15 protein-coding genes are annotated in these 20286 nt (G+C 72.9%); 6 read left to right on the top strand and 9 right to left on the bottom strand.

Features of this window, described 5'->3' with window-relative positions; all coding sequences use genetic code 11:
- The first annotated feature begins 32 nt into the window (after window positions 1–32).
- Window positions 33–3296: a protein kinase gene (locus ACFYYW_RS35560; protein ID WP_387655494.1), complete on the top strand. Its 3264-nt coding sequence runs from the start codon at window positions 33–35 to the stop codon at window positions 3294–3296.
- A 13-nt stretch (window positions 3297–3309) separates the two neighbouring features.
- Here ACFYYW_RS35560 and ACFYYW_RS35555 read toward each other — a convergent pair whose 3' ends face one another.
- Window positions 3310–5007, bottom strand: a complete 1698-nt coding sequence (locus ACFYYW_RS35555) for a protein kinase (protein ID WP_387655492.1) — start codon at window positions 5005–5007, stop codon at window positions 3310–3312.
- An 81-nt stretch (window positions 5008–5088) separates the two neighbouring features.
- Between ACFYYW_RS35555 and ACFYYW_RS35550 the strand changes: the two genes are divergently transcribed.
- Together ACFYYW_RS35550 and ACFYYW_RS35545 are read left to right on the top strand one after the other, a co-directional pair.
- Complete coding sequence (locus ACFYYW_RS35550) at window positions 5089–6219, top strand: alpha-hydroxy-acid oxidizing protein (RefSeq protein WP_387655489.1); 1131 nt, start codon at window positions 5089–5091, stop codon at window positions 6217–6219.
- Between the two features lie 50 nt (window positions 6220–6269).
- On the top strand, window positions 6270–7376 hold the full coding sequence (locus tag ACFYYW_RS35545) for a winged helix DNA-binding domain-containing protein (RefSeq protein WP_387655486.1): 1107 nt from the start codon (window positions 6270–6272) through the stop codon (window positions 7374–7376).
- On the opposite strand, the gene ACFYYW_RS35540 is transcribed toward ACFYYW_RS35545, so the two are convergent.
- From ACFYYW_RS35540 to ACFYYW_RS35530, 3 genes are read right to left on the bottom strand one after another with little or no spacing between them, the layout of a single operon-like run.
- Complete coding sequence (locus tag ACFYYW_RS35540) at window positions 7347–8168, bottom strand: carbohydrate ABC transporter permease (protein WP_387655483.1); 822 nt, start codon at window positions 8166–8168, stop codon at window positions 7347–7349. The genes ACFYYW_RS35545 and ACFYYW_RS35540 overlap by 30 nt on opposite strands.
- On the bottom strand, window positions 8165–9055 hold the full coding sequence (locus tag ACFYYW_RS35535; RefSeq protein WP_364412564.1) for a sugar ABC transporter permease: 891 nt from the start codon (window positions 9053–9055) through the stop codon (window positions 8165–8167). The genes ACFYYW_RS35540 and ACFYYW_RS35535 overlap by 4 nt, the downstream gene beginning before the upstream one ends.
- A complete protein-coding gene (locus ACFYYW_RS35530; RefSeq protein WP_387655480.1) occupies window positions 9052–10302 on the bottom strand; it encodes an extracellular solute-binding protein in 1251 nt (416 codons plus the stop codon). The genes ACFYYW_RS35535 and ACFYYW_RS35530 overlap by 4 nt, the downstream gene beginning before the upstream one ends.
- Before the next feature lie 110 nt (window positions 10303–10412).
- Between ACFYYW_RS35530 and ACFYYW_RS35525 the strand changes: the two genes are divergently transcribed.
- The 3 genes from ACFYYW_RS35525 (at window position 10413) to ACFYYW_RS35515 (ending at window position 13871) form a co-directional block, all read left to right on the top strand.
- Entirely contained in the window at window positions 10413–11180 is a 768-nt protein-coding gene (locus ACFYYW_RS35525; RefSeq protein ID WP_387655477.1) for an IclR family transcriptional regulator, read from the top strand.
- Window positions 11177–12121, top strand: a complete 945-nt coding sequence (locus tag ACFYYW_RS35520; protein ID WP_387655474.1) for a sugar kinase — start codon at window positions 11177–11179, stop codon at window positions 12119–12121. Before ACFYYW_RS35525 ends, ACFYYW_RS35520 begins: the two co-directional genes overlap by 4 nt.
- 85 nt (window positions 12122–12206) lie before the next feature.
- Window positions 12207–13871: a catalase gene (locus ACFYYW_RS35515; RefSeq protein WP_387655471.1), complete on the top strand. Its 1665-nt coding sequence runs from the start codon at window positions 12207–12209 to the stop codon at window positions 13869–13871.
- Between the two features lie 7 nt (window positions 13872–13878).
- On the opposite strand, the gene ACFYYW_RS35510 is transcribed toward ACFYYW_RS35515, so the two are convergent.
- From ACFYYW_RS35510 to ACFYYW_RS35490, 5 genes are read right to left on the bottom strand one after another with little or no spacing between them, the layout of a single operon-like run.
- Window positions 13879–14811 carry a dihydrodipicolinate synthase family protein gene (locus ACFYYW_RS35510; RefSeq protein WP_352319492.1) on the bottom strand — a complete coding sequence of 311 codons (933 nt, stop codon included), beginning with the start codon at window positions 14809–14811 and terminating at the stop codon, window positions 13879–13881.
- On the bottom strand, window positions 14808–15800 hold the full coding sequence (locus tag ACFYYW_RS35505; RefSeq protein ID WP_387655468.1) for an oligopeptide/dipeptide ABC transporter ATP-binding protein: 993 nt from the start codon (window positions 15798–15800) through the stop codon (window positions 14808–14810). Before ACFYYW_RS35505 ends, ACFYYW_RS35510 begins: the two co-directional genes overlap by 4 nt.
- Window positions 15793–17724 carry a dipeptide/oligopeptide/nickel ABC transporter permease/ATP-binding protein gene (locus tag ACFYYW_RS35500; RefSeq protein WP_387655465.1) on the bottom strand — a complete coding sequence of 644 codons (1932 nt, stop codon included), beginning with the start codon at window positions 17722–17724 and terminating at the stop codon, window positions 15793–15795. Before ACFYYW_RS35500 ends, ACFYYW_RS35505 begins: the two co-directional genes overlap by 8 nt.
- Window positions 17724–18683, bottom strand: coding sequence for an ABC transporter permease (locus tag ACFYYW_RS35495; protein WP_357996617.1), 960 nt, complete (start codon window positions 18681–18683; stop codon window positions 17724–17726). The genes ACFYYW_RS35500 and ACFYYW_RS35495 overlap by 1 nt, the downstream gene beginning before the upstream one ends.
- The gene (locus tag ACFYYW_RS35490; protein ID WP_387655462.1) at window positions 18680–20284 is read right to left on the bottom strand and encodes an ABC transporter substrate-binding protein; all 1605 of its coding nucleotides are present in this window, start codon (window positions 20282–20284) and stop codon (window positions 18680–18682) included. Before ACFYYW_RS35490 ends, ACFYYW_RS35495 begins: the two co-directional genes overlap by 4 nt.
- Window positions 20285–20286 lie beyond the last annotated feature (2 nt).

Raw genomic sequence — 20286 nt, 5'->3', positions numbered from 1 at the left:
GGCCGGTCCGGCGCATCTAAGCATCAGTGACGATGCGCTTGGTGCCTGGTGATCCCGAGAGGCTGGGCGGCTTCTGGCTGGCCGCCCGGCTCGGCGCGGGCGCGCGCGGGGTGGTCTACGACGCCTACGACGACGAGGGCCGCCGCTACGCGGTGAAGGTGCCCAGGGTCGAGGTCGAGCCGGTCGCGCGGGTGAGCTGCCCGCACCTGGCGGAGGTGGTCGCCTGCGGGGTCGATCACGGCATCCCCTACGTGGTGAGCGAGTTCGTCGACGGGCCCGACCTGCGGCAGGCGGTCGAGCGGCACGGGCCGTACCGGGGCGAGGAGCTGGCGGCGCTGGCGGGCGCGCTGGCCGGGGCGCTCCGCGCGCTGCACGCGGCCGGGCTCACCCATCGGGACCTGCGACCGGAGAGCGTGCTGCTGGCGGCGGGCGGCCCCAAGGTGATCGACATGGGGGTGGCGGTCGGCGGGTCGCTGGGGGCGACGTGCACGTACCTGGCCCCCGAGATCCTGACCGGCAGCGGCCACGAGACGGCGACGGACGTCTTCTCCTGGGGGGCCGTGGTGCTCTACGCGGCCACGGGCGGCGATCCGTTCTCCGGGCGCAGTCTCGGCGCGGTGCTGCACCGGCTGCTGACCGTCGATCCCGACCTGAGCGCCCTGCCCGACGGGCTGCGCGAGCTGGTCGGGCGGGCGCTGGCCAAGGACCCCGCCGCCCGCCCCGCGGCGGACGAGCTGCTGGTCGAGGCCGACCCCGCCGCGTTGCGCCCGCCGGCGGGCCTGGCCGGGCACAGGTCGCTCGGCGAGCTGGCCGAGCGCGTCTACGCCGGGCTCACGCCACGCCAGCAGGAGGCGGTGCCGGGCCTGCTGCTGCGCCTGATGGACGGCGACGACCCCCACGACGAGGGCGGCGTGCTGGCCCCGCTGATGGACGCCGGGCTGCTCGTACGCCGCAGCGTTCGGGTGCCGCCGACCGAGACCGCGGTCGGCAAGCTCGTGGCGGTGCGCGACGACCGGGTGGCGCCGGCCAGCGCCGCGCTCTACCGGGCCTGGCCACGCCTGCGCGGCTGGGTGGCCGACGAGCGCGACGGCCTGGCCGTCCACCGGGAGCTGCGCCTGGCGGCCGACCGGTGGTCGCGCCACCGGCGCGGGCACACCTACCTCTACCGGGGCGACCGGCTCGACACGGCGCTCGGCTGGGCCGCGGCCAAGCGCCGCCACCTGCGGCTCAACCAGCTCGAACGCGACTTCATCGGCGCGAGCGTGGCCATGTCCAAGCAGCGCAGGCGGCTGCTGCGGCCCTCGATGGCGACCCTGGCCGCCGCCCTGGCCGTCGCGGTGTCGATGTCCGCCGTCACGCTCAACGGGGAGCGCGAGCTGCGCGGGCACCTCCTGGAGGCCAACGCGCGGGCCGTGGCGGCCCGCGCCGAGGCGCTGCGCTCCTCCGACCCGCGTACGGCGATGCGGCTGAGCGTGGCGGCCTGGCGGATGTCGCCGGTGTTCGAGGCGCGGGTGGCGTTGCAGGCCTCGCTGGCGCAGCCGGAGCTGGGCGTGTTCACCGACCCCGCGGCCGACGAGCGGACCGGCTACCTGCTGCGCGGCGACGAGCTGGTCAGGTGGCGCGACCGCACGCTGACCGTCTGGGACGTCCGCGGCGGCCGGCAGCTGGCCGCGCACACGCTCCCCGAGGGCAGCGCCGCGCTGAGCGACGACGGCCGGTACGCCGAGGGCCCCGGCGGTCAGCCCGTCGAGGTGGCCACCGGCCGGGCCCCCGCGACCGGGACGTACACGATCACCAGCGGCAACCGCACCCGGGTCTACCGGGGCGCCGAGGTGCTGCTCGACGTGCTCGACCGCCGGGTGGCGGTGTCGCGCGACGGGAGCCGGGCCGCGGTCTCCGACCTGGACGGGCGGGTCGAGCTCTGGTCGCTGACCGGCCGGGCCAAGGAGCGGGAGTTCACCGTCCGGCCGCAGACCGGGCCGGACCGGTCGGCGCCGCCCCTGTCGTTCAGCCCCGACGGCCGCACCCTGGCCGTCGCGGGCCGCGACGGCGTGACCCTCCTCAGGCCCGGCGCCGAGCCGGCGCAGGACGCCACGACCGGCACCGCCGCCACCGCGTTCGCGGCGGACGCGCAGACGGACGCGCAGACAGACGCGGACGACGGGAAGCTGCCGGCGGACGGCCCCGCCGGCACGCCCGTGTTCAGCCCCGACGGCAGCCTGCTCGCCCTCCCCGGCCGGGACGAGGTGCGCCTGTGGAGCGTGGCCGAGCGGCGGCTGGCCGGCGCCTACCGCTTCCGCGGCGATCAGCACGGCGACCTGGCCTTCTCCGCCGACGGCCGCACCCTGCGCTACCTGAGCGGCCTGGGCTCGGTCGTCTCGCTCGACGTCTCCGGCCTGCCCGCGCCCTCCTCCGGCGTCCGCACCGCCGCGCTGTCGAGCGACGGCCGGGTGGCGGCCAAGGACGTCGGGAACGCCATCCGGCTCACCGACGTGGTGGCGCGCAAGCCGCTGGCCGAGATCGCCGCCACCGGCGACGTGGCGTTCGACGCGGCTGGCAGGCTGCTGGCCGTGGCGGGCGACCCGGTCACCGTCTGGGAGGCGTCGGGCGGCAGGAGGGTGGCGGTGATCGACGCGGGCGGCGACGTGCCTGCCGTGGCCCTGTCCCCCGGCGGCGACACGCTGGCCACCGCGCGCGGCCGGCTGCTGGAGACCTGGGACGTGCGCGCCGGCCGCCGGATCAGGGCCTACGAGGGCGCGGGCGACCTGGCGATGGCCTTCAGCCCCGACGGCTCGACGCTCGCCTCCGGCACGAACCTGCTCGACCTGCGCACCGGCCAGGTCACCCCGCTCGCCCCGGCCGCCGTCCGGCCCACCGCGCTCGCCTTCTCCCCCGACGGCCGCACGCTGGCGATCGGGCTCGGCGGCGGACGCGTCGAGCTGTGGGACGTCCGCCGGCGCGAGCGGGCCGGCTCGGTCGAGACCGGCCCGGCCCCCGTACGCGACCTGCGCTTCTCCCCCGGCGGCGACCTGCTCGCGATCGACGCGGAACGCACCTCCCTGTGGGACGCCGGCACGCTGCGCGAGGTCGGCCAGGTCGGGTCGTGGGCCGAGGGGCTGGCCTTCAGCCAGGACGGCCGCAGGCTGCGCGGCGTGGCGGCGGACGGCAGCGTCCGCGAGAGCCCGGTGGACCCGGCGCTGACGGCCCAGGAGGTGTGCGCCCGCGCGGGCGGGCCGCTCAGCCAGGACGAGTGGAGCCGGCTGATCCCGGAGAGCGGCTACCAGGGCGGCTGCTGAGCCGGGCGGCCGGTCAGGAGGCGGGGTAGGTCTTGAGCACCCTGCCCTGGGGGTCGGCCACCAGGTAGCCCGTGCGGTAGGCGTCGCTGAGGTAGACGAGCAGCACCTGCTTGGTGCTGGTGAAGACGAAGTTCGGATCGACGATGAGGTAGCGCGCGGTGGGCTTGCGCACGCCGAGGACGCTCTCGGCCTTCTTGAACAGGCCGGGCAGGGCGTCCCAGTTGTACTTGGCCAGGTCGACGGCCGGGGTGCGGATGGTGGAGCCGGTGCCCTCGCGGGTGGCCCTGCCGTCGCGGTAGGCGTAGCGGTCGTAGACGGCCGGGTCGCCCTTGACCGGGGCGTCGGCGGAGACGTACGTCGGGTAGACGACCATCCGGACGACCTTGGTGCCGCCCATGACCGGCTTGAGCGCCTTGATCGCGGCGCGGATGCCGTCGGCGGTGAGCAGGTTCTCCGGCTGCGGCTCCGGCTCCTCGCTCGCCTTCGGCTCCTCGACGTCGGTGGTCTCCACCGGGGTGATCTGCGGCGTGTCCGGCTGGGTCGGCTCCTCCGCGCCGCGCACGCCGGGCAGCAGCGTGTAGACCAGCACGCCGGTCACCGCCAGCGCGCCCACGGAGGCCGTCACGGCGGCGACCGGCGACCGGCGGGCGCGGCGCGAGGCCACGGTGCCGGGCTGCGAGAACGACGGCTGCGGCCCCCAGGGCTGCGGCGCCCCGGGCGGCACGGTGGCCCCCTGCCGCGCCCCGGGCGGCACCGTGGCCCCGGACGGCGCGCCATGCTGGAACGGGCCCGGCGACGAGGGGGCCTGCTGGAACGGGCCCGGCGAGGAGGGGGCCTGCTGGAACGGGCCCGGGGCGGGGAGCGGGTAGGCGGGCGGGGCCGAGCCGGGGTCGGCGGCGGCGGCGAGCATGCGGTCGAGGGTCTCGGCGTCGGGACGTCCGGCCGGGTCGCGGCGCAACAGCGCGCCGAGCACCGGCCCGAGCGGCCCGGCCCGCTCCGGCGGCGGCACCTCCTGGTTGAGCACGGCGGCCAGCGTCGCCAGCGTGGTGCTCCTGCGCAGCGGGTGGCGGCCCTCGACGGCCACGTACAGCAGCATGCCGAGCGACCACAGGTCGGAGGCGGGGTCGCCCTCGTGCCCGTTGATGCGCTCGGGCGCCATGTACTCGGGCGAGCCGATGAACGACCCGGTCGCCGTCAGGCTGGTCGACTCGCGCACGGCGGCGATGCCGAAGTCGGTGAGCACCGAGCGGCCGTCCTCGCGCAGCAGCACGTTGGCGGGCTTGACGTCGCGGTGCAGGATGCCGACGGCGTGCGCGGCGCGCAGCGCGGACAGCACCTCGCGGCCCAGCCGGGCGGTCTCCCACGGCGTCATCGGCCCGCGCGCGAGGCGGTCGGCGAGCGAGCCGCCGGTGACCAGCTCCATGACGATCCACGGGTAGCCGTCGCCGCCCGGATCGACGATGTGGTGGATGGTGGCGACGTGCGGATGGTTCAGCCGGGCCAGCGCGCGGGCCTCGCGCAGCACCCTGGCCCGCAGCTCGCGGGCGGCCTCGGGGTCGTGCTCCTCGAACGCGGGATCGGGCGGCCGGACCTCCTTCAGCGCGACCTCGCGGTGGAGGGCGGTGTCCCAGGCGCGCCACACCAGGCCCATGCCACCGCCGCCGAGCCTCTCGGTCAGCTCGAAGCGGTTGTCGATCACGCGTTTGTGCATGGGAAGCAGCGTAGGGCCGCGTCGTGGTCGCCGTCATCAGGGTGTCGCGGCGGGGACGGGCGGGCTGGTTGGATGGGCCCCATGAACGCAGGCGATCACCAGCTCGGCATCTACCTGACGGGCATGCTCGAAGGCCGCACGCCGGAGCTGACCACCGACCTGTCAGCCCTGGAAAGCGCGGCCGGGCGGGTGCTGTCGCCCGAGGCGCTGGGCTACATCGTGCCGAGCGCGGGCAGCGGCTCGACCGCGCGGGCCAACCTGGAGGCGTTCCAGCGGCGCCGGATCGTGCCGAGGATGCTGCGCGGCGTCGCGCGGCAGCGTGACCTGTCGTGCGAGGTGCTGGGCACCCGGATGGCGGCGCCGGTGCTGGTGGCGCCCATGGGGGTGCAGACGCTGGCCCACGAGGAGGGCGAGCTCGCCACCGTGCGGGCCGCGGCCGCGGTCGGCGTCCCGTACGTGCACTCGACGGCCGCCGCCCACGACTTCGAGCAGGTGGCGGCGGCCGGCGGGGACGCGCCGCGCTGGTACCAGCTCTACTACCCGACCGACCGGGACGTGTGCCTGAGCTTCCTGCGCCGTGCCACGGCGACCGGCCACTCGGTGCTGGTGGTCACGCTGGACACGACGCTGCTCGGCTGGCGTCCGGCCGACCTCGACCGCGGCTACCTGCCGTTCCTGGCCGGCACGGGCATCGCCAACTACCTGAGCGACCCCAACTTCGCCGGGGTCGAGAACCCGGTCGCCCACTGGGCCGGCATGTTCCCCAACCCGGGCCTGAGCTGGGACGACCTGCCGTTCCTGCGCGACCACTGGGACGGCCCGATCGTGCTCAAGGGCATCATGAGCACCGAGGACGCGCGCCTGGCCGCCGAGCACGGCGTCGACGGGATCGTGGTGTCCAACCACGGCGGCCGCCAGGTCGACGGCGCCCTGGCCGCGCTCGACGCGCTGCCCGGCATCGCCGAGGCGGTCGGCGACCGGCTGACGGTGCTGTTCGACTCGGGCGTGCGCACCGGGGCCGACGTGGTCAAGGCGCTCGCGCTGGGCGCGCGGGCCGTGCTGGTCGGCCGTCCCGTGCTGTACGGGCTGGCGCTGGGCGGGCAGGCGGGCGTCGAGCACGTGCTGCGCTGCCTGCTGGGCGAGCTGGACATCACGCTCGCGCTGTCCGGCTACTCCGCGCCGGACGAGCTGGGCCCCGGCGCGCTCGCCTGAGCGCGCATCGAGGTCCGGAAGTGACCGCGATTGCCCCTACCTTTGTCCGCATGGATCCCCTCATCTCCCAGCGCGCGCTCAACCGGGCCACGCTCGACCGGCAACTGCTGCTGCGCCGCGGCGACGGCAGCGTGCAGGAGGTCGTCGAGCGGCTCGGCGGCCTCCAGGCGCAGACCCCCCACACCTGGTACGTCGGCCTGTGGAACCGCATCGAGGGGCTCAAGCCCGAGGACGTCTCGGGCCTGCTGGCCGGCCGGGAGCTGGTGCGGATCGCGTTGCAGCGCTCCACCATCCACCTGGTCACCGCCCGCGACTGCCTGGCCATGCGGCCGCTGCTGCAGGCCGTCACCGAGCGCATGACCCGTACGACGTTCGGCCGGCGGCTGGCGGGCGTCGACCTGGACGAGCTGGCCGCGACCGGCCGGGCGCTGCTGGAGGAGCGGCCGATGACCTTCGCCGACCTCGGGCGGGCGCTGGCCGAGCGGTGGCCGGAGCACGACCAGCACGCGCTCGGCCAGGGCGTGCGCTGGCTGCTGCCGCTGGTCCAGGTGCCGCCGCGCGGGCTGTGGGGCAGGAGCGGGCCGGTCGCCCACACCACCGCCGAGTCGTGGCTGGGCCCGGCCGAGGTGCCGCCGATGACGCCCGCCGAGCTGGTCCGGCGCTACCTGGCCGCCTTCGGCCCGGCCTCGGTGCAGGACGCGCAGACCTGGTCGGGCCTGACCAGGCTGGGCGAGGTCGTCGAGTCCATGGACCTGGTCCGCTTCAGGGACGCCGCCGGCCGCACGCTGTACGACCTGCCGGAGGCCGTCCGGCCGGCGGAGGACGTGCCGGCCCCGGTGCGGCTGATGTACGACTTCGACAACCTGTTCCTGTCGCACGCCGACCGCTCGCGGGTGATCAGCGACCGGGGCGCGGCCGTCATGCAGGGGTCGTTCATGGGCACGAACGTGATCCCGCGGATCATCCTGGTGGACGGCGTCACCGCCGGCGACTGGACGGTGACCAGGGCCAAGGGCGTCTCCACGCTCAACGTGCACCAGTGGACGCCGATCGCCGAGCTGGACGAGGTCGAGCGGGAGGCGCGGCTGCTGCTGGAGTTCCTCGCCCCCGATGACAAGCACGACGTCTCAGTCCTTGACCGCCCCTCCAAGCCCTGACACGAGCCGCCGCTGCACCGCCACGAAGAAGATCAGCACCGGGATCGTCATCAGCGTCGAGGCCGCCATGATCCCGCCCCAGTCGTTCTCGTCGGGCTTGAAGAAGACGAGCAGCGCCGCGGGCAGGGTCTGGTTGTCCTTGGCCGAGACGATGAAGGTGCGCGCGAAGACGAAGTCGTTCCAGGCGGTGATGAAGGAGAACACGCTGGTCGCCACCAGACCGGGCGCGACCAGCGGGAACAGGATGCGCCACAGCACGGTCGCGCGTCCGGCGCCGTCGATCATCGCCGCCTCCTCCAGCGCCTCCGGCACCCCGGCGACGAACCCGCGCAACATCCAGATCGCGAACGGCAGCGTGAAGGCGAGCTGCACCACCACCAGCGAGGCCAGCGTGTTGAGCAGGCCCAGGTCCCGGACCACGAAGAACAGCGGGATCGTCAGCGCCTCGACCGGCACCATCTGCGCGACCAGGAACATGATCAGCACGGTCGTCCTGAACCGGAAGGCGAACCTGGTCACGGCCACCGCCGCGAGGAAGGCGACCCCGGCCGACAATACGACCACGACGAGCGCCACGATCGCGCTGTTGAGCAGGTAACGGGCGAAGTTCTCCCCGGTCAGCACCCGGACGAAGTTGTCCAGCGTCGGGTGGGACGTCCAGGGCCTGACCTCCAGCGACTGGATCTCCCCGGCGGGCTTGAGCGCCGACAGGACCATCCAGTAGAGCGGGAACGCGGTGAGCAGGGCGACCACCAGCGCGACCGCGTTGGGCAGAAGACGTCGTCGGTTCACAGGCGTTCCCCACTGCGCCGCAGCGCCCGGATGTAGAACAGGGTGATCACCAGCAGGATCAGCGTCATGACGACCGCGACGGCCGAGCCGAGCCCGTACTCGGAGGAGCCGAAGGCGATCTGGTAGGCGTAGACGTTGAGCACGGTGTTCTGCCCGGCCACGCCGCCGCCGTTGGTCATCACGTAGATCTGGGTGAAGAGCTTGAAGTCCCAGATGACCGACTGGATGACCACGATCGTGACCAGCGGCCGCAACATCGGCACGATGATCCGCCAGAACCCCTGCCAGGCCGAGGCGCCGTCGAGCGCGGCCGCCTCCAGCACCGAGGCGGGGATGGCCCGGATGCCCGCGAAGAGGGTGATCATCACCAGCGGGAACGAGTGCCACACGACCGTCGCGCCGACCACGCCGAAGGTGACCCACCGGTCGTAGAACCAGTTGAACCCGTCGATCCCGAGCACCTGGTTGACCAGGCCGAGGTCGGCGTCGAACAGGAACATCCACACGGTGGAGCCGGTCATCGCGGGGGCCGCCCACGCGCCGAGCGCGGCCAGCGACAGGGCCGCCCTCGGCAGCGGCCCGGTCCTGGTCAGCAGCACGGCCAGGGCCGCGCCGACCGCCAGCGTCGCGACGACCAGCGCCGCCGCGAACCCCACGGTCTGCGCCAGCACCTCCCAGAACCGCCGGTCGCCGAGCAGCGCGGCGTAGTTGCCGAACCCGACGAACGTGCTCGGCTGCCCGCCGCTGACCTGCGCCTGCCGGTAGTCGAAGACCGACAGCAGGCCCAGCATGTAGACCGGGTAGCCGAACATGGGGACCAGCACGGCCGCCGCGGGCAGCAGGTAGAGCCAGGGGCGCCCGCGGCGGACGGTCGCACCTCGGCTCACGAGCGGCCGAAGGCGGTCTTGACGGCCGCGGCCGCCTCGGTGGTGGCCTGCTCGACGGTGGACTGACCGGTCGCGACCTTCTGCAGCATCGTGGGGATGACCTTGCCGTTGTCGATCTTCACCCAGGCGGGGTCGACCGGCACGAACCGGGTGCCCTTGGCCACCGTGTCCAGGAACGGCTTGACGAACGGGTCCTTGGCCGCCAGCTCGTCGCGGGCCGAGGTGAGCGTCGGCAGGTTGCCCATCGCGTCGTACATCTTGGCCTGGTACGCCTTGCCGCCCAGGAGCTTGACGAAGTCCGCGGCCAGGGTGCGGTGACCGGCGTTCTTCAGCACGCCCAGGTTGTTGCCGCCGGCGAAAGCGGGCGCGATCGAGCCCTCGGCCGCGCCGGGCAGCGGGACGACGGCGTACTTGCCGGCCGCCGCGCCGGCGTCCACGGCCGAGCGGCTGAAGTTGCCGAGTATGCCCATCGCGGCCTTGCCGCCGGCGAACAGCTCGACCGTCTTGCCGCCGGTCAGCGAGACGCACGCCTGCGGCGGGCAGATCTCGTCGGTCAGCAGGTCCGTGTACGCCTTGACGCCCTTGCGCGACTGCGGCGAGTCGAGCGAGGTGATGTCGCCGCCGGCGTCCCAGACGAAGGGCAGGGCGCCGAAGGTGTACTCGCCGCCGACGGCGATGCCGTACAGGTCGGGCTTCTTCTTGCGGATCGTGCGGGCGGTCTCGGTCAGGGCGGCGACGGACGTGGGCGGTTTCAGGCCCAGCTCGTCGAAGACGTCGGTGCGGTAGTAGAGGGCCCGGATGCCGATGAACCACGGCAGGCCGTACTGCTTGCCCTGGACGGAGGCCGACCTGACCAGGTCGGGGGCCAGGTCCAGGCCCTTCAGGTCGGCGGTGAGGTCGGCGAATCCGCCGGCGGCGGCGTACTCGGCCAGGTCGGTGTTGCCGTACTCGGCGACGTCCGGGGAACTCGCCGGGTCGTTGAAGGCGCCCTTGAACTTCTCGTGCCGGGCGGGCGTGGTGGGGATGTAGGTGACCTCGACCTTGACGTCCGCGTGCGCGGCGGTGAACTCCTTGATCGCCTCGTTGACGACCTTGTCCTTGGGGGCCCGGTTGGGCTCGTCGAAGAGCCAGACGCGCAGCGTCCCCGTCCGCTCGTCGCCGCCGCCGGAGGCGGGAGCGGTCGAGGGCGCGCAGGCGGCCAGCGTGAGCAGGGCCGTTCCGGCCGCGGCAAAGTAAAGAAACTTCACTATTACCTCCTGCGCAGACACTAGGAATTCGCTCCGGAGTCGAGAAGACCTGTCAGGAGATGTTGTGCAGTGCACAACAGGGTGCTGCATTTCGCGAAATTTCATCGAATATGGTGACTTGCGTGCCTGACCGCAACCAGTCCGCCTCGCTCCGGCGCGCCCTGGCCGTTCTGGACCACGTACGCGGCCACAGCGGCCTGTCGCTCACCCAGCTCGCCGAGGCCGTGGGCCTGTCCAAGAGCACGGTGCTGCGGCTGACCGTCCCGCTCGTGGAGGCCAGGCTGCTCGAACGCGACCGCAGGACCGGGGCGTACCGGCTGGGGCACGGCACCCTCCGGCTCGGGCAGGCGTACCTGGCCACGCTGGACCTGCGCGCGGTCGCCGCCGAGGAGTCGCACCGGCTGATGAGCGAGGTGCGCGAGACCGTGCACCTCGTCGTCTACGACCACCCGCACGTCGTCTACATCGACAAGGTGGAGAACGCGACGAACGTGCGCATGGCCTCGCGCATCGGCAGCCGCGGCCCGATGCACGCCACGGCGGTCGGCAAGGCGATCCTGGCCTGGCAGCCGGAGGAGGCGCTGGCCGGGCTGGCGCTCGACCCGATCACCAAGCACACCATCACCGACCCCGACCGGCTGCGCGCCGAACTGAGCCACATCCGGCGGCGCGGCTACGCGGTGGACGACCGCGAGAACGAGCCCGAGGTGCGCTGCGTCGCCGCGCCGATCTTCAACCACAACGACGCCGTCGTCGCCGCCGTCTCGGTCTCCGGGCTCACCTCGCGGATCACCGCGGCGCGGGTGCGGGAGCTCGGGCCGCTGGTGGCCGGGGCGGCGTCGCGGATCTCCAGAAAGCTGGGCAGGCCCACCACATGACCGAACTGGTGACCTTCGGCGAGACCATGGCGCTGTTCGCCGCCCGGCGTACCGGGCCGCTGCGCTTCGCCCGCGACTTCGACCTGGGCCTCGGCGGCGCCGAGTCGAACGTGGCGATCGGCGTGGCCCGGCTCGGCCGCCGGGCGACGTGGGCCGGGCGGGTGGGCGACGACGAGTTCGGCGACCTGATCCGGGCCACGCTCGCCGGCGAGGGGGTGGACGTGCGCGCGGTCACCGACCCGGACGCCCCCACCGGCCTGATGATCAAGGGCCGGCGCACGGCCGACCTCGTGGACGTGCGGTACTACCGCAAGGGCAGCGCCGGGTCGCGGCTGCGGCCGGCCGACCTCGATCCGGCGCTGATCGCCTCGGCCCGCGTGCTGCACGTCTCCGCGATCACCCCGGCGCTGTCGGCGTCGGCCCGGGAGACCGTGGCGCACGCGATCGCCGTGGCGCGGGCGGCCGGCGTGCTCGTCTCGCTGGACGTCAACTACCGCCGGGCCCTGTGGACGGCCGAGGAGGCGGGTTCCTGGCTGCGGGAGACGGTCGGCGGCGTGGACGTGCTGTTCGCGACCGTGCCGGAGGGCCGCCTGGTCGCCGACGTGGACGACCCGGCGGAGCTGGCCAAGGCGCTGGCCTCGCTCGGGCCCTCGTCCGTGCTGGTCAAGTCGGGGTCGGCGGGCGCGCTGGAGCTGTCCGGCGGGATGTTGCGGCGGGCGCGGCCGTACCGGGTGACCGAGGTGGACCCCGTGGGGGCCGGGGACGCGTTCGCGGCCGGCTGGCTGGCGGACTGGCTGGCCGGGGCGGCTCCCGAGCGGCGGCTGGACACCGCCTGCGCGGCGGGCGCGTTCGCGGTGACCTCGCAGGGCGACTGGGAGAGCCTGCCCCGCCGCTCCGACCTGGGCCTGCTCGGCCGGGCCGCCGACGACGTGAGCAGGTAGCCGCCCAAGGACGAGGTTTTGCCCGTTTTCGACCCGTTCTTGAGGGCAGCCGGGGAAGATCTCGTCCGGGGAGAGGAACAGTGCGATGACAGACGTCTCCAGCAAGGGTCCGCAGTCGAGCGACGAGCGCGAGGTGCTCACCAACCGACAAGGGCATCCCGTCTACGACAACCAGAACCAGCGGACGGTCGGCCCGCGCGGACCGGCGACGCTGGAGAACTACCAGTTCCTGGAGAAGATCAGTCACTTCGACCGCGAACGCATCCCCGAACGGGTGGTGCACGCCAGGGGCACGCTGAGCTACGGCTACTTCGAGGCGTACGGCAAGATCGGCGACGAGCCGGTCAGCCGCTACACCAGGGCCAAGCTGTTCCAGGAGGCCGGCAAGCGCACCGACGTCGCGCTGCGCTTCTCCACCGTGATCGGCGGCCGGGACTCCGCCGAGACCGCCCGCGACCCGCGCGGGTTCGCCATCAAGTTCTACACCGAGGACGGCAACTGGGACCTCGTGGGCAACAACCTGGCCGTCTTCTTCATCAGGGACGCCATCAAGTTCCCCGACGTCATCCACTCGCTCAAGCCCGACCCGGTGACCTTCCGGCAGGACCCGAACCGCATCTTCGACTTCATGTCCCAGACGCCCGAGTCGATGCACATGCTGGTCAACCTGTTCAGCCCGCGTGGCATCCCCGCCGACTACCGGCACATGCAGGGGTTCGGCGTGAACACCTACAAGTGGGTCAACCAGCAGGGCGAGACGTTCCTGGTCAAGTACCACTGGATGCCCAAGCAGGGCGTGCGCAGCATGACCGCGGCGGACGCGGCGGTCGTCCAGGCGGGTGACCTCGGGCACGCGACGAAGGACCTGCGCGACGCCATCGAGCGCGGCGACTATCCCGAGTGGGAGCTGCTGGTCCAGCTCATGAGCGACGACGAGCACCCCGAGCTGGACTTCGACCCGCTCGACGACACCAAGGTGTGGCCGGAGAACGAGTTCCCGGCCAGGCCGGTCGGCCGCCTGGTGCTGAACCGCAACGTCGAGAACCAGTTCGCCGAGAACGAGCAGGCCGCCTTCGGCACCGGCGTCCTGGTGGACGGCCTCGACTTCTCCGACGACAAGATGCTGGTCGGCCGGACGTTCTCCTACAGCGACACCCAGCGCTACCGGGTCGGCCCGAACTACCTGCAACTCCCGGTCAACCAGGCCAGGAACGCGCCCATCAGGACCAACCAGCGCGACGGCCAGATGGCGTACTTCGTCGACACCGGCGGCGAGGACCCGCACATCAACTACGAGCCCTCGCTGCGCGGCGGCCTGCGCGAGGCCGAGTACCCGACCCTGGACGAGGAGGGCCCGGTCATCAGCGGCCGGGTCATGCGCAGGCGCATCCCGCGGACCAACGACTACAAGCAGGCCGGCCAGCGCTACCTGCTCATGGAGCAGTGGGAGCGCGACGACCTGGTGCACAACTTCGTCGACGCGCTCAGCCAGTGCGACCGGCGCATCCAGGAGCGCATGGTCTGGCACTTCCTGCTCGTGGAGGACGACCTCGGCCTGCGCGTCGGCGAGGGCCTCGGCATCACCCCGGACGACGTCGCCCACCTGGAGCCGCTGGCGAGCCAGGACCTCACCGACGAGGACCGGGAGCGCCTGGTCAAGCTCGGGCGCAACGGCCCGCGCGACGTGGAGGGCCTGAAGATGACCCATTGCGTGCCCAACGAGCGGGCCGCCCACGCCGACGGCCTCTGAACGACGGCTACAGCAGCCCGGCGGCGGCCAGCAGCTTGCCGACCCGGCCGGTCTCGTCGTCGTTCAGCGGGATCTGCGGCAGCGCGGTGAGCGGGCAGTCGATGACGCCCCGCAGGTGCAGGGCGGCCTTGAACGCGCCCAGCCCCGCCGAGCTGCCGCCCATGCGGCCCGCGCCGACCCGGACGATCTCGAACAGCCTGACCAGGCGTTCCTGCTCGGCCCTGGCCGCCGCCCAGTCGCCGCGGGAGGCGGCCCGGTACAGCGCGGCGTACCCGTGGGGGTCCACGTTGCCGAGGCCGGGCACGACGCCGTCGGCGCCCATCCACAGCGCGGAGTCCACGGTCACCTCCGACCCGGTGAGCACGCTGAACGGCGCCCGGCGGCCCAGGATGACCTGGCGCAGCCCGCCGTCGTCGCCGCTGGAGTCCTTGACCCCGGCGAGCGCGCCCTCGGCGGCCAGGTCGAGCAGCAGGTCCGCGCTCAGCTTGGTGTGCACGCTGACCGGCAGGTCGTAGGCGTAGACCGGCAGGCCGGCGCGGGCGGCGATCGTCCGGAAGTGGGTGCGGATCTCCTCGGGGTGGGTGCGCGTGTAGAACGGCGCGGTCGCCACCAGCCCGGACGCCCCGGCCGCCGCCGCGACGCGGGCGTGTTCGAGCACCCGCGGCGTGGTCATGTCGATCACCCCGGCCAGCACCGGCACCTGACCGGCGACGTGCCCGACGACCGTGTCCAGGACCACCCGCCGCTGCGCGTCGGTCAGGTAGGCCACCTCGGAGGAGGAGCCGAGCACGAACAGCGCGTCCACCCCGCCCGCCAGCAGGTGGTCCACCAGCCGGGTCAGGGAGGCGGCGTCCACCTCGTGGCCGGGGGTGAACGGGGTGCAGACCGGGGGGATCACGCCGGTCACCGTCGCGGCCCCGGCGACATCGGGATCTGTCATGAGTGCTCCTGGATCAGCTCTAGGTCGGTGGCTCCGGCCGCCACCGGGTGGTGGCAGTGGAAGAGGTGGTCGTCCCCGGCCCGCGTGGCGGCGGGCATCTCGGCCGCGCACAGGTCGTCGGCCCGCCAGCACCGGGTGCGGAACGGGCAGCCGCTCGGCGGCCTGGTGGCCGACGGCACCGCGCCGACCAGCGGGATCGGGGTGATGGGCGAGATCAGCCCGGGGGTGGCCGAGAACAGCGCCCGCGTGTACGGATGCCTGGCCCGCCCCGGCACCGACCGCGCGGGCGTCTGCTCGACGATCCTGCCCAGGTACATGGTGACCACGCGGTCGCTCATCCGGCGCACGGTCTGGATGTCGTGCGAGATGAACACCATCGCCAGCCCGAGCCGGTCCTTGAGGTCCAGCAGCAGGTTGAGGATCTGGGCGCGGACCGACACGTCCAGGGCGCTGGTGGGCTCGTCGGCGACGACCAGCCGCGGTTCGAGGGCGAGCGCCCTGGCCACGGCCACCCGCTGCCGCTGCCCCCCGGACAGCTGGCCGGGCAGCGCGCCGGCGACGCCCGCGGGCAGGCCCACCAGGTCCAGCAGCTCGCGCACGCGGGCCTCGCGCTCGCCGGGGGTGCCCCGGCGGTGCACGTCGAGCGGGTCGCGCAGGATCCGCCCGACCGGCAGCCGCCGGTTGAGCGCCGTGGACGGGTCCTGGAAGATCAGCCCGACGCCGCCGCCGACGAGCGCGCGCCGCTCGTCCTGCTTCAGCGTCCACAGGTCGCGGCCGTTCAGGCGCACGTTGCCCGAGGTCGGGCGCTGCAGCCCGACCAGCACCTTGGCCAGCGTGGACTTCCCGCAGCCCGACTCCCCCACGATCCCGACGGTCTCGCCGGGCGCGACGGTCAGCGAGGCGGCGGTCAGGGCGTGCACGCGGTCCCGCGAGAACAGCCCTCCCGAGCGGGCCCTGTGCACGACGTGCACGTCGTTCAGCTCAAGCACGTGTCTCACTCCCTGCGAGTCCGACCGCCGGATGGTGGCAGGCCACGGCGTGCCGCCTGGCCTCTCCGGCCAGCACCGGGGTCTGCGTACGGCACACGCCGGTGGCCATCGGGCACCGGTCGGCGAACCTGCACCCGGCCGGGAAGTCGGCGGGCGCGGGCACCACGCCGGGGATCTGGGTCAGCCGCTCGGCCCCCGACTCCAGCGACAACACCGAGCCGAGCAGCCCCCGCGCGTAGTGGTGGGCGGGCTCGCCGACCAGGGCGGCGGTGGCGCCGGTCTCGACGATCTGGCCGCCGTACATGACGACGACGCGGTCGGTGACGTCGGCGACCAGCGCCAGGTCGTGCGAGACCAGGATCAGCGCGAACCCCAGCTCCTCGCGCAGCCGCAGCAGCAGCTCGATGACCTGCGCCTGGACGGTCACGTCGAGCGCGGTCGTCGGCTCGTCGGCGACGATCAGCTTCGGGTCGCGCGAGAGCGCCATCGCGATCAGCACCCGCTGCCGCTGGCCGCCCGACAGCTCGTGCGGATAGGCGGACAGGGTGCGGCGGGCGTCGAGGCCGACCAGTTCCAGCAGCTCGGCCGGGGTACGCCGGCCGCCCCTGCGGGTGAGCTGCCTGAGCTGGGCCCTGATGGTCATGGCCGGGTTGAGCGAGGACAGCGCGTCCTGGTAGATCATCGCCATCTCGTGGCCGAGCAGGCGGCGGCGGGCCCGGCGCGGCAGCGCGAGCAGCTCCTTCTGGTCGAAGCGCACGTGGCCGCCGACCCGGGCCTGGCGCGGTTGCAGGCCCATGACGGTCAGGGCGGTCAGCGACTTGCCGCAGCCGGACTCCCCGACCAGGCCGACGACCTCGCCGGGCCACACCTCGAAGCCGACGCCGTCCACGATGTCCACGCCGGGGTCGAAGCCGATTCTCAGGCGTTCGACGCTGAGGATCGGCTGCCCGTCCGGCAGCGGGCGGGCGCGTGCGGCCAGCCGGCGGGCGGCCTCGGCCAGGCCGGGCAGCTCGACGACCTGGCCGGCGCCGGGGACGGCCTGCTCGTAGGCGTCGTCCTTCCTGGGGGCGGCCCTGCGTACCGGGGCGGCCCAGGCGTCGGAGATGCCCTCGGACAGGATGTTCAGGGCCAGCACGGTGACCAGGATCAGCAGGCCGGGGAAGACCGTGGCCCACCAGCCGCCGAGCAGCACCAGGTTCTTGCCGTCGGCGATGACGCTGCCCCACGACGGGTTCGGCGGCCGTACGCCGGCGCCGATGAACGACAACGACGCCTCGAACACGATCGCGTCGGCCACCATCACCGTGCAGAACACCAGCACCGGCGCCGCGCAGTTGACCGCGACGTGCCTGAGCACGATGTACGGCGTGCGCGCGCCGATGACGCGCTCGGCCGCCACGTAGTCCTCGCCGTACTGGGCGATCACGTTGGCCCGCACGACCCTGGCCACGGACGGCATGTAGAGGAAGGCCATGGCCATGACCAGCACCGGGATGCTGCCGCCGAACACCGCGACCAGCACGGCGGCCAGCGCGATGCCGGGGAAGGCCATGATCACGTCGAGCACGCGCATGACGGTCTCGTCCACGACCCGGCGGGAGGTGGCCGCGACCGCGCCGACGACCGCCCCGGCGACCAGGGCGAGGCCGGTGGCGCCGAGGCCGATGATCAGCGACCAGCGGGCGCCGTACAGGAGCCTGGACAGGATGTCGCGGTTGGCGCTGTCCAGGCCCATCCAGTGCGCGGCCGACGGGCCGCCGCCGGCGGCCTCCTGGAAGTACGGCGAGTGCGGCGCGATCAGCGGCGCGAACAGGGCGGCCAGCACCACCAGGACGACGACGGCGACCGCCGGCCACGACGCCGCGGGCAGCCGCCGGAAGGCGACGCCGGGCCTGGACAGGCGTTCGGTGAGTCCGCTTCGCATCAGGCGGCACTCCTCAGGCGGGGGTTGACCAGCAGGTAGAGGATGTCGACGACCAGGTTGACCACCATGAAGCCGATCGCGATGGTGAGCACGACGCCCTGCACCACGGCCGGGTCGCCGTCGCGCACCGCGTTGATCATGAGCTGGCCCATGCCGGGCAGGCCGTAGATCGTCTCGATGACCACCGTGCCGCCGATCAGGTAGCCGATGCGCAGGCCGAGCACGGTCAGCGGGTTGATCAGCGCGTTGCGCAACACGTTGCGGCCGACCACGACGATCATCGGCAGGCCGCTGCCGATCGCGGTGCGCACGTAGTCCCGGTCCAGTTCCTCGACCATCGACGTGCGGATGATGCGGGTGAGCTGGGCGGCGATCGGCAGCGACAACGACAGCGCGGGCAGCGTCATCGACTGCAGCCAGCCGGTGAGGGAGTCGGCGGGGTTGATGTAGCCGCCGGTCGGGAACAGCCCCTCGCCGACCGCCAGCCACTGGATCATCAGCAGCGCCAGCCAGAACGCCGGGGCCGCCACGCCGACCAGCGACACCACCCGGATCGCCTGGTCGGGCCAGCGGTCGCGGAACAGCGCCGCGGTGACGCCGAACACCAGCGAGAGCACGATCGCCACGGCCAGGCCGAGGAACGTGAGCTGCAGGGTCAGCGGCAGGGCGGTCGTCACCGACTCGACGACCGGCTTCTTGGTGAGCACGCTGGTGCCCATGTCGCCCTGGGCGAGGTCGGCGACGAAGCGCACGTACCGCAGCGGCAGCGGGTCCAGCAGGCCGTTCTCCTCCTGGAAACGGTGGATCTGCTCCGCCGTGGGGTTCGCGCCCTGGAAGTAGGCGTACTCGGGCTTGACGCCCGAGAAGCGCATCACGACGAACACGAACGCGACCACGCCCAGGACCAGCGGGATCAGGATGAGGAGCCGCCGCAGCAGCATCCTGAGTACGAGCGTCATGTCCTCTTGGCCTGCAGCAGGTTGATGCCGGGGTACGGCTGGGCGCGGATGCCGGAGAGCTTCTTCGGGTCCCAGGCGGTCATCAGCTCGTTGTGGACGACGGGATAGAGCACGGCCTGCTCGGCGACCAGGTCCAGATATCTGTGGATCTGCTCGCTCTTCTTGGCCTTGTCCGTCTCCTTGCCGGCCACGTCCATCATGGCGAACAGCTTCTCGGCGTCCTTGCTGCCGTCCCAGTGGCTGTACTTCATCCACAGGCCGCCGGGCACGTAGTTGTAGTGCAGGATCAGGTCGGCGTCCATGCCGAACTGGTTGGGGTTCGAGGCCGCCGCGACCACCTGGTAGTCCTGGAACTGGTCCATCTTGGTGAACAGCGCGGCCGTGTCCTGCGGCTCCAGCGTGGTCTTGATCCCGACCGCCTCCCAGGAGGCGGCGATGGTGGGCAGGCAGTCGACGATCCAGCTCACGTTGACGGCCATGAGGTTGACCGTCAGGTTCGTCACGCCCGCCTCCTTCAGCAGCGCCCTGGCCTTGTCGGGGTCGTGGTCGTAGACGACCGAGGCGCGCCGGTGGTCGGGGTGGCCCTCGTTGAGGAAGGAGCTGGCGGCCGTGCCGTGGCCCTTGAGCGCCACGTCGATCATCTTCTGCTTGTCGATGGCGTAGTGCAGCGCCTGGCGGACGCGTACGTCGTCGAAGGGCTTGGCGGCGGTGTTGAACATCAGGAACATGTGGTTCATGCCCTTGCCGCCCTCGACCGTGAGGCCCTGCTGCTTGAGCTGGTCGACGTTGGCGTACGGGATGTTGTCGGCGATCTGCGCCTCGGCCGAGCCGCCGGAGATCTTGGCGACCCGGGCGGAGGCGTCGACGATGGTCAGCCAGTTCATCTTCTTGACGGTGGCCGGGCGGGGGCCGTTGTAGCCGTCGAACGCCTCGAAGGAGGTGTTGGATTTGGGGTTGTGCGCCGTCTGCCTGTACGGCCCGGAGCCGACCGTCATGCCGCTCTTGGCCTTGTCCCACGCGCCCGCCTGGCTGAACACGTGCTTCGGCATGATCTTGGCGATGGTCAGCCGGGGCGCGGCCTCGGGGAAGGGGAACTTCAGGACCAGCTCCACGGTCAGGTCGTCCACCTTCTTCACCTCCTGGAGCCAGGGCTTGAAGAAGTTGCCGGTCAGCACGTTGTCGGGGCCGAGGATGCGCTCGAAGGTGAAGACCACGTCGTCGGCGGTGACCGGCTGCCCGTCGTGCCACTTGGCGCCCTCGCGCAGCGCGAACGTCCACGACGTGGCGTTCGCGTTGGCGGGCAGCGCCGTCGCCAGGGCCGGGTACGGCTCCCGGGTGACCGGGTCGGTGTCGAGCAGCCCTTCGTAGACGTGGCTGATCCCGGCCATCGCGAACGCCGACGCGGTCTGCGTCGGGTCCCAGCTCTGGTCGTTGCCGTAGCCGATGACGGCGGTGATCAGGTCTTTGTTCGATCCGGCGCCGACCGAGCCGGTCGAGGCCGGGCCTCCGGAACAGGCGGAGAGGGTGGCCGCGATGAACGCCGCCGCACCCGTGGCCCCGCTGTAGCGCAGGAAGTCACGGCGGCTGAACTCAGAGCTCACGG

Source organism: Nonomuraea sp. NPDC001831 (assembly GCF_042892035.1).
Taxonomy (GTDB): domain Bacteria; phylum Actinomycetota; class Actinomycetes; order Streptosporangiales; family Streptosporangiaceae; genus Nonomuraea.
This window is presented reverse-complemented; position numbering and strand designations above follow the sequence as displayed.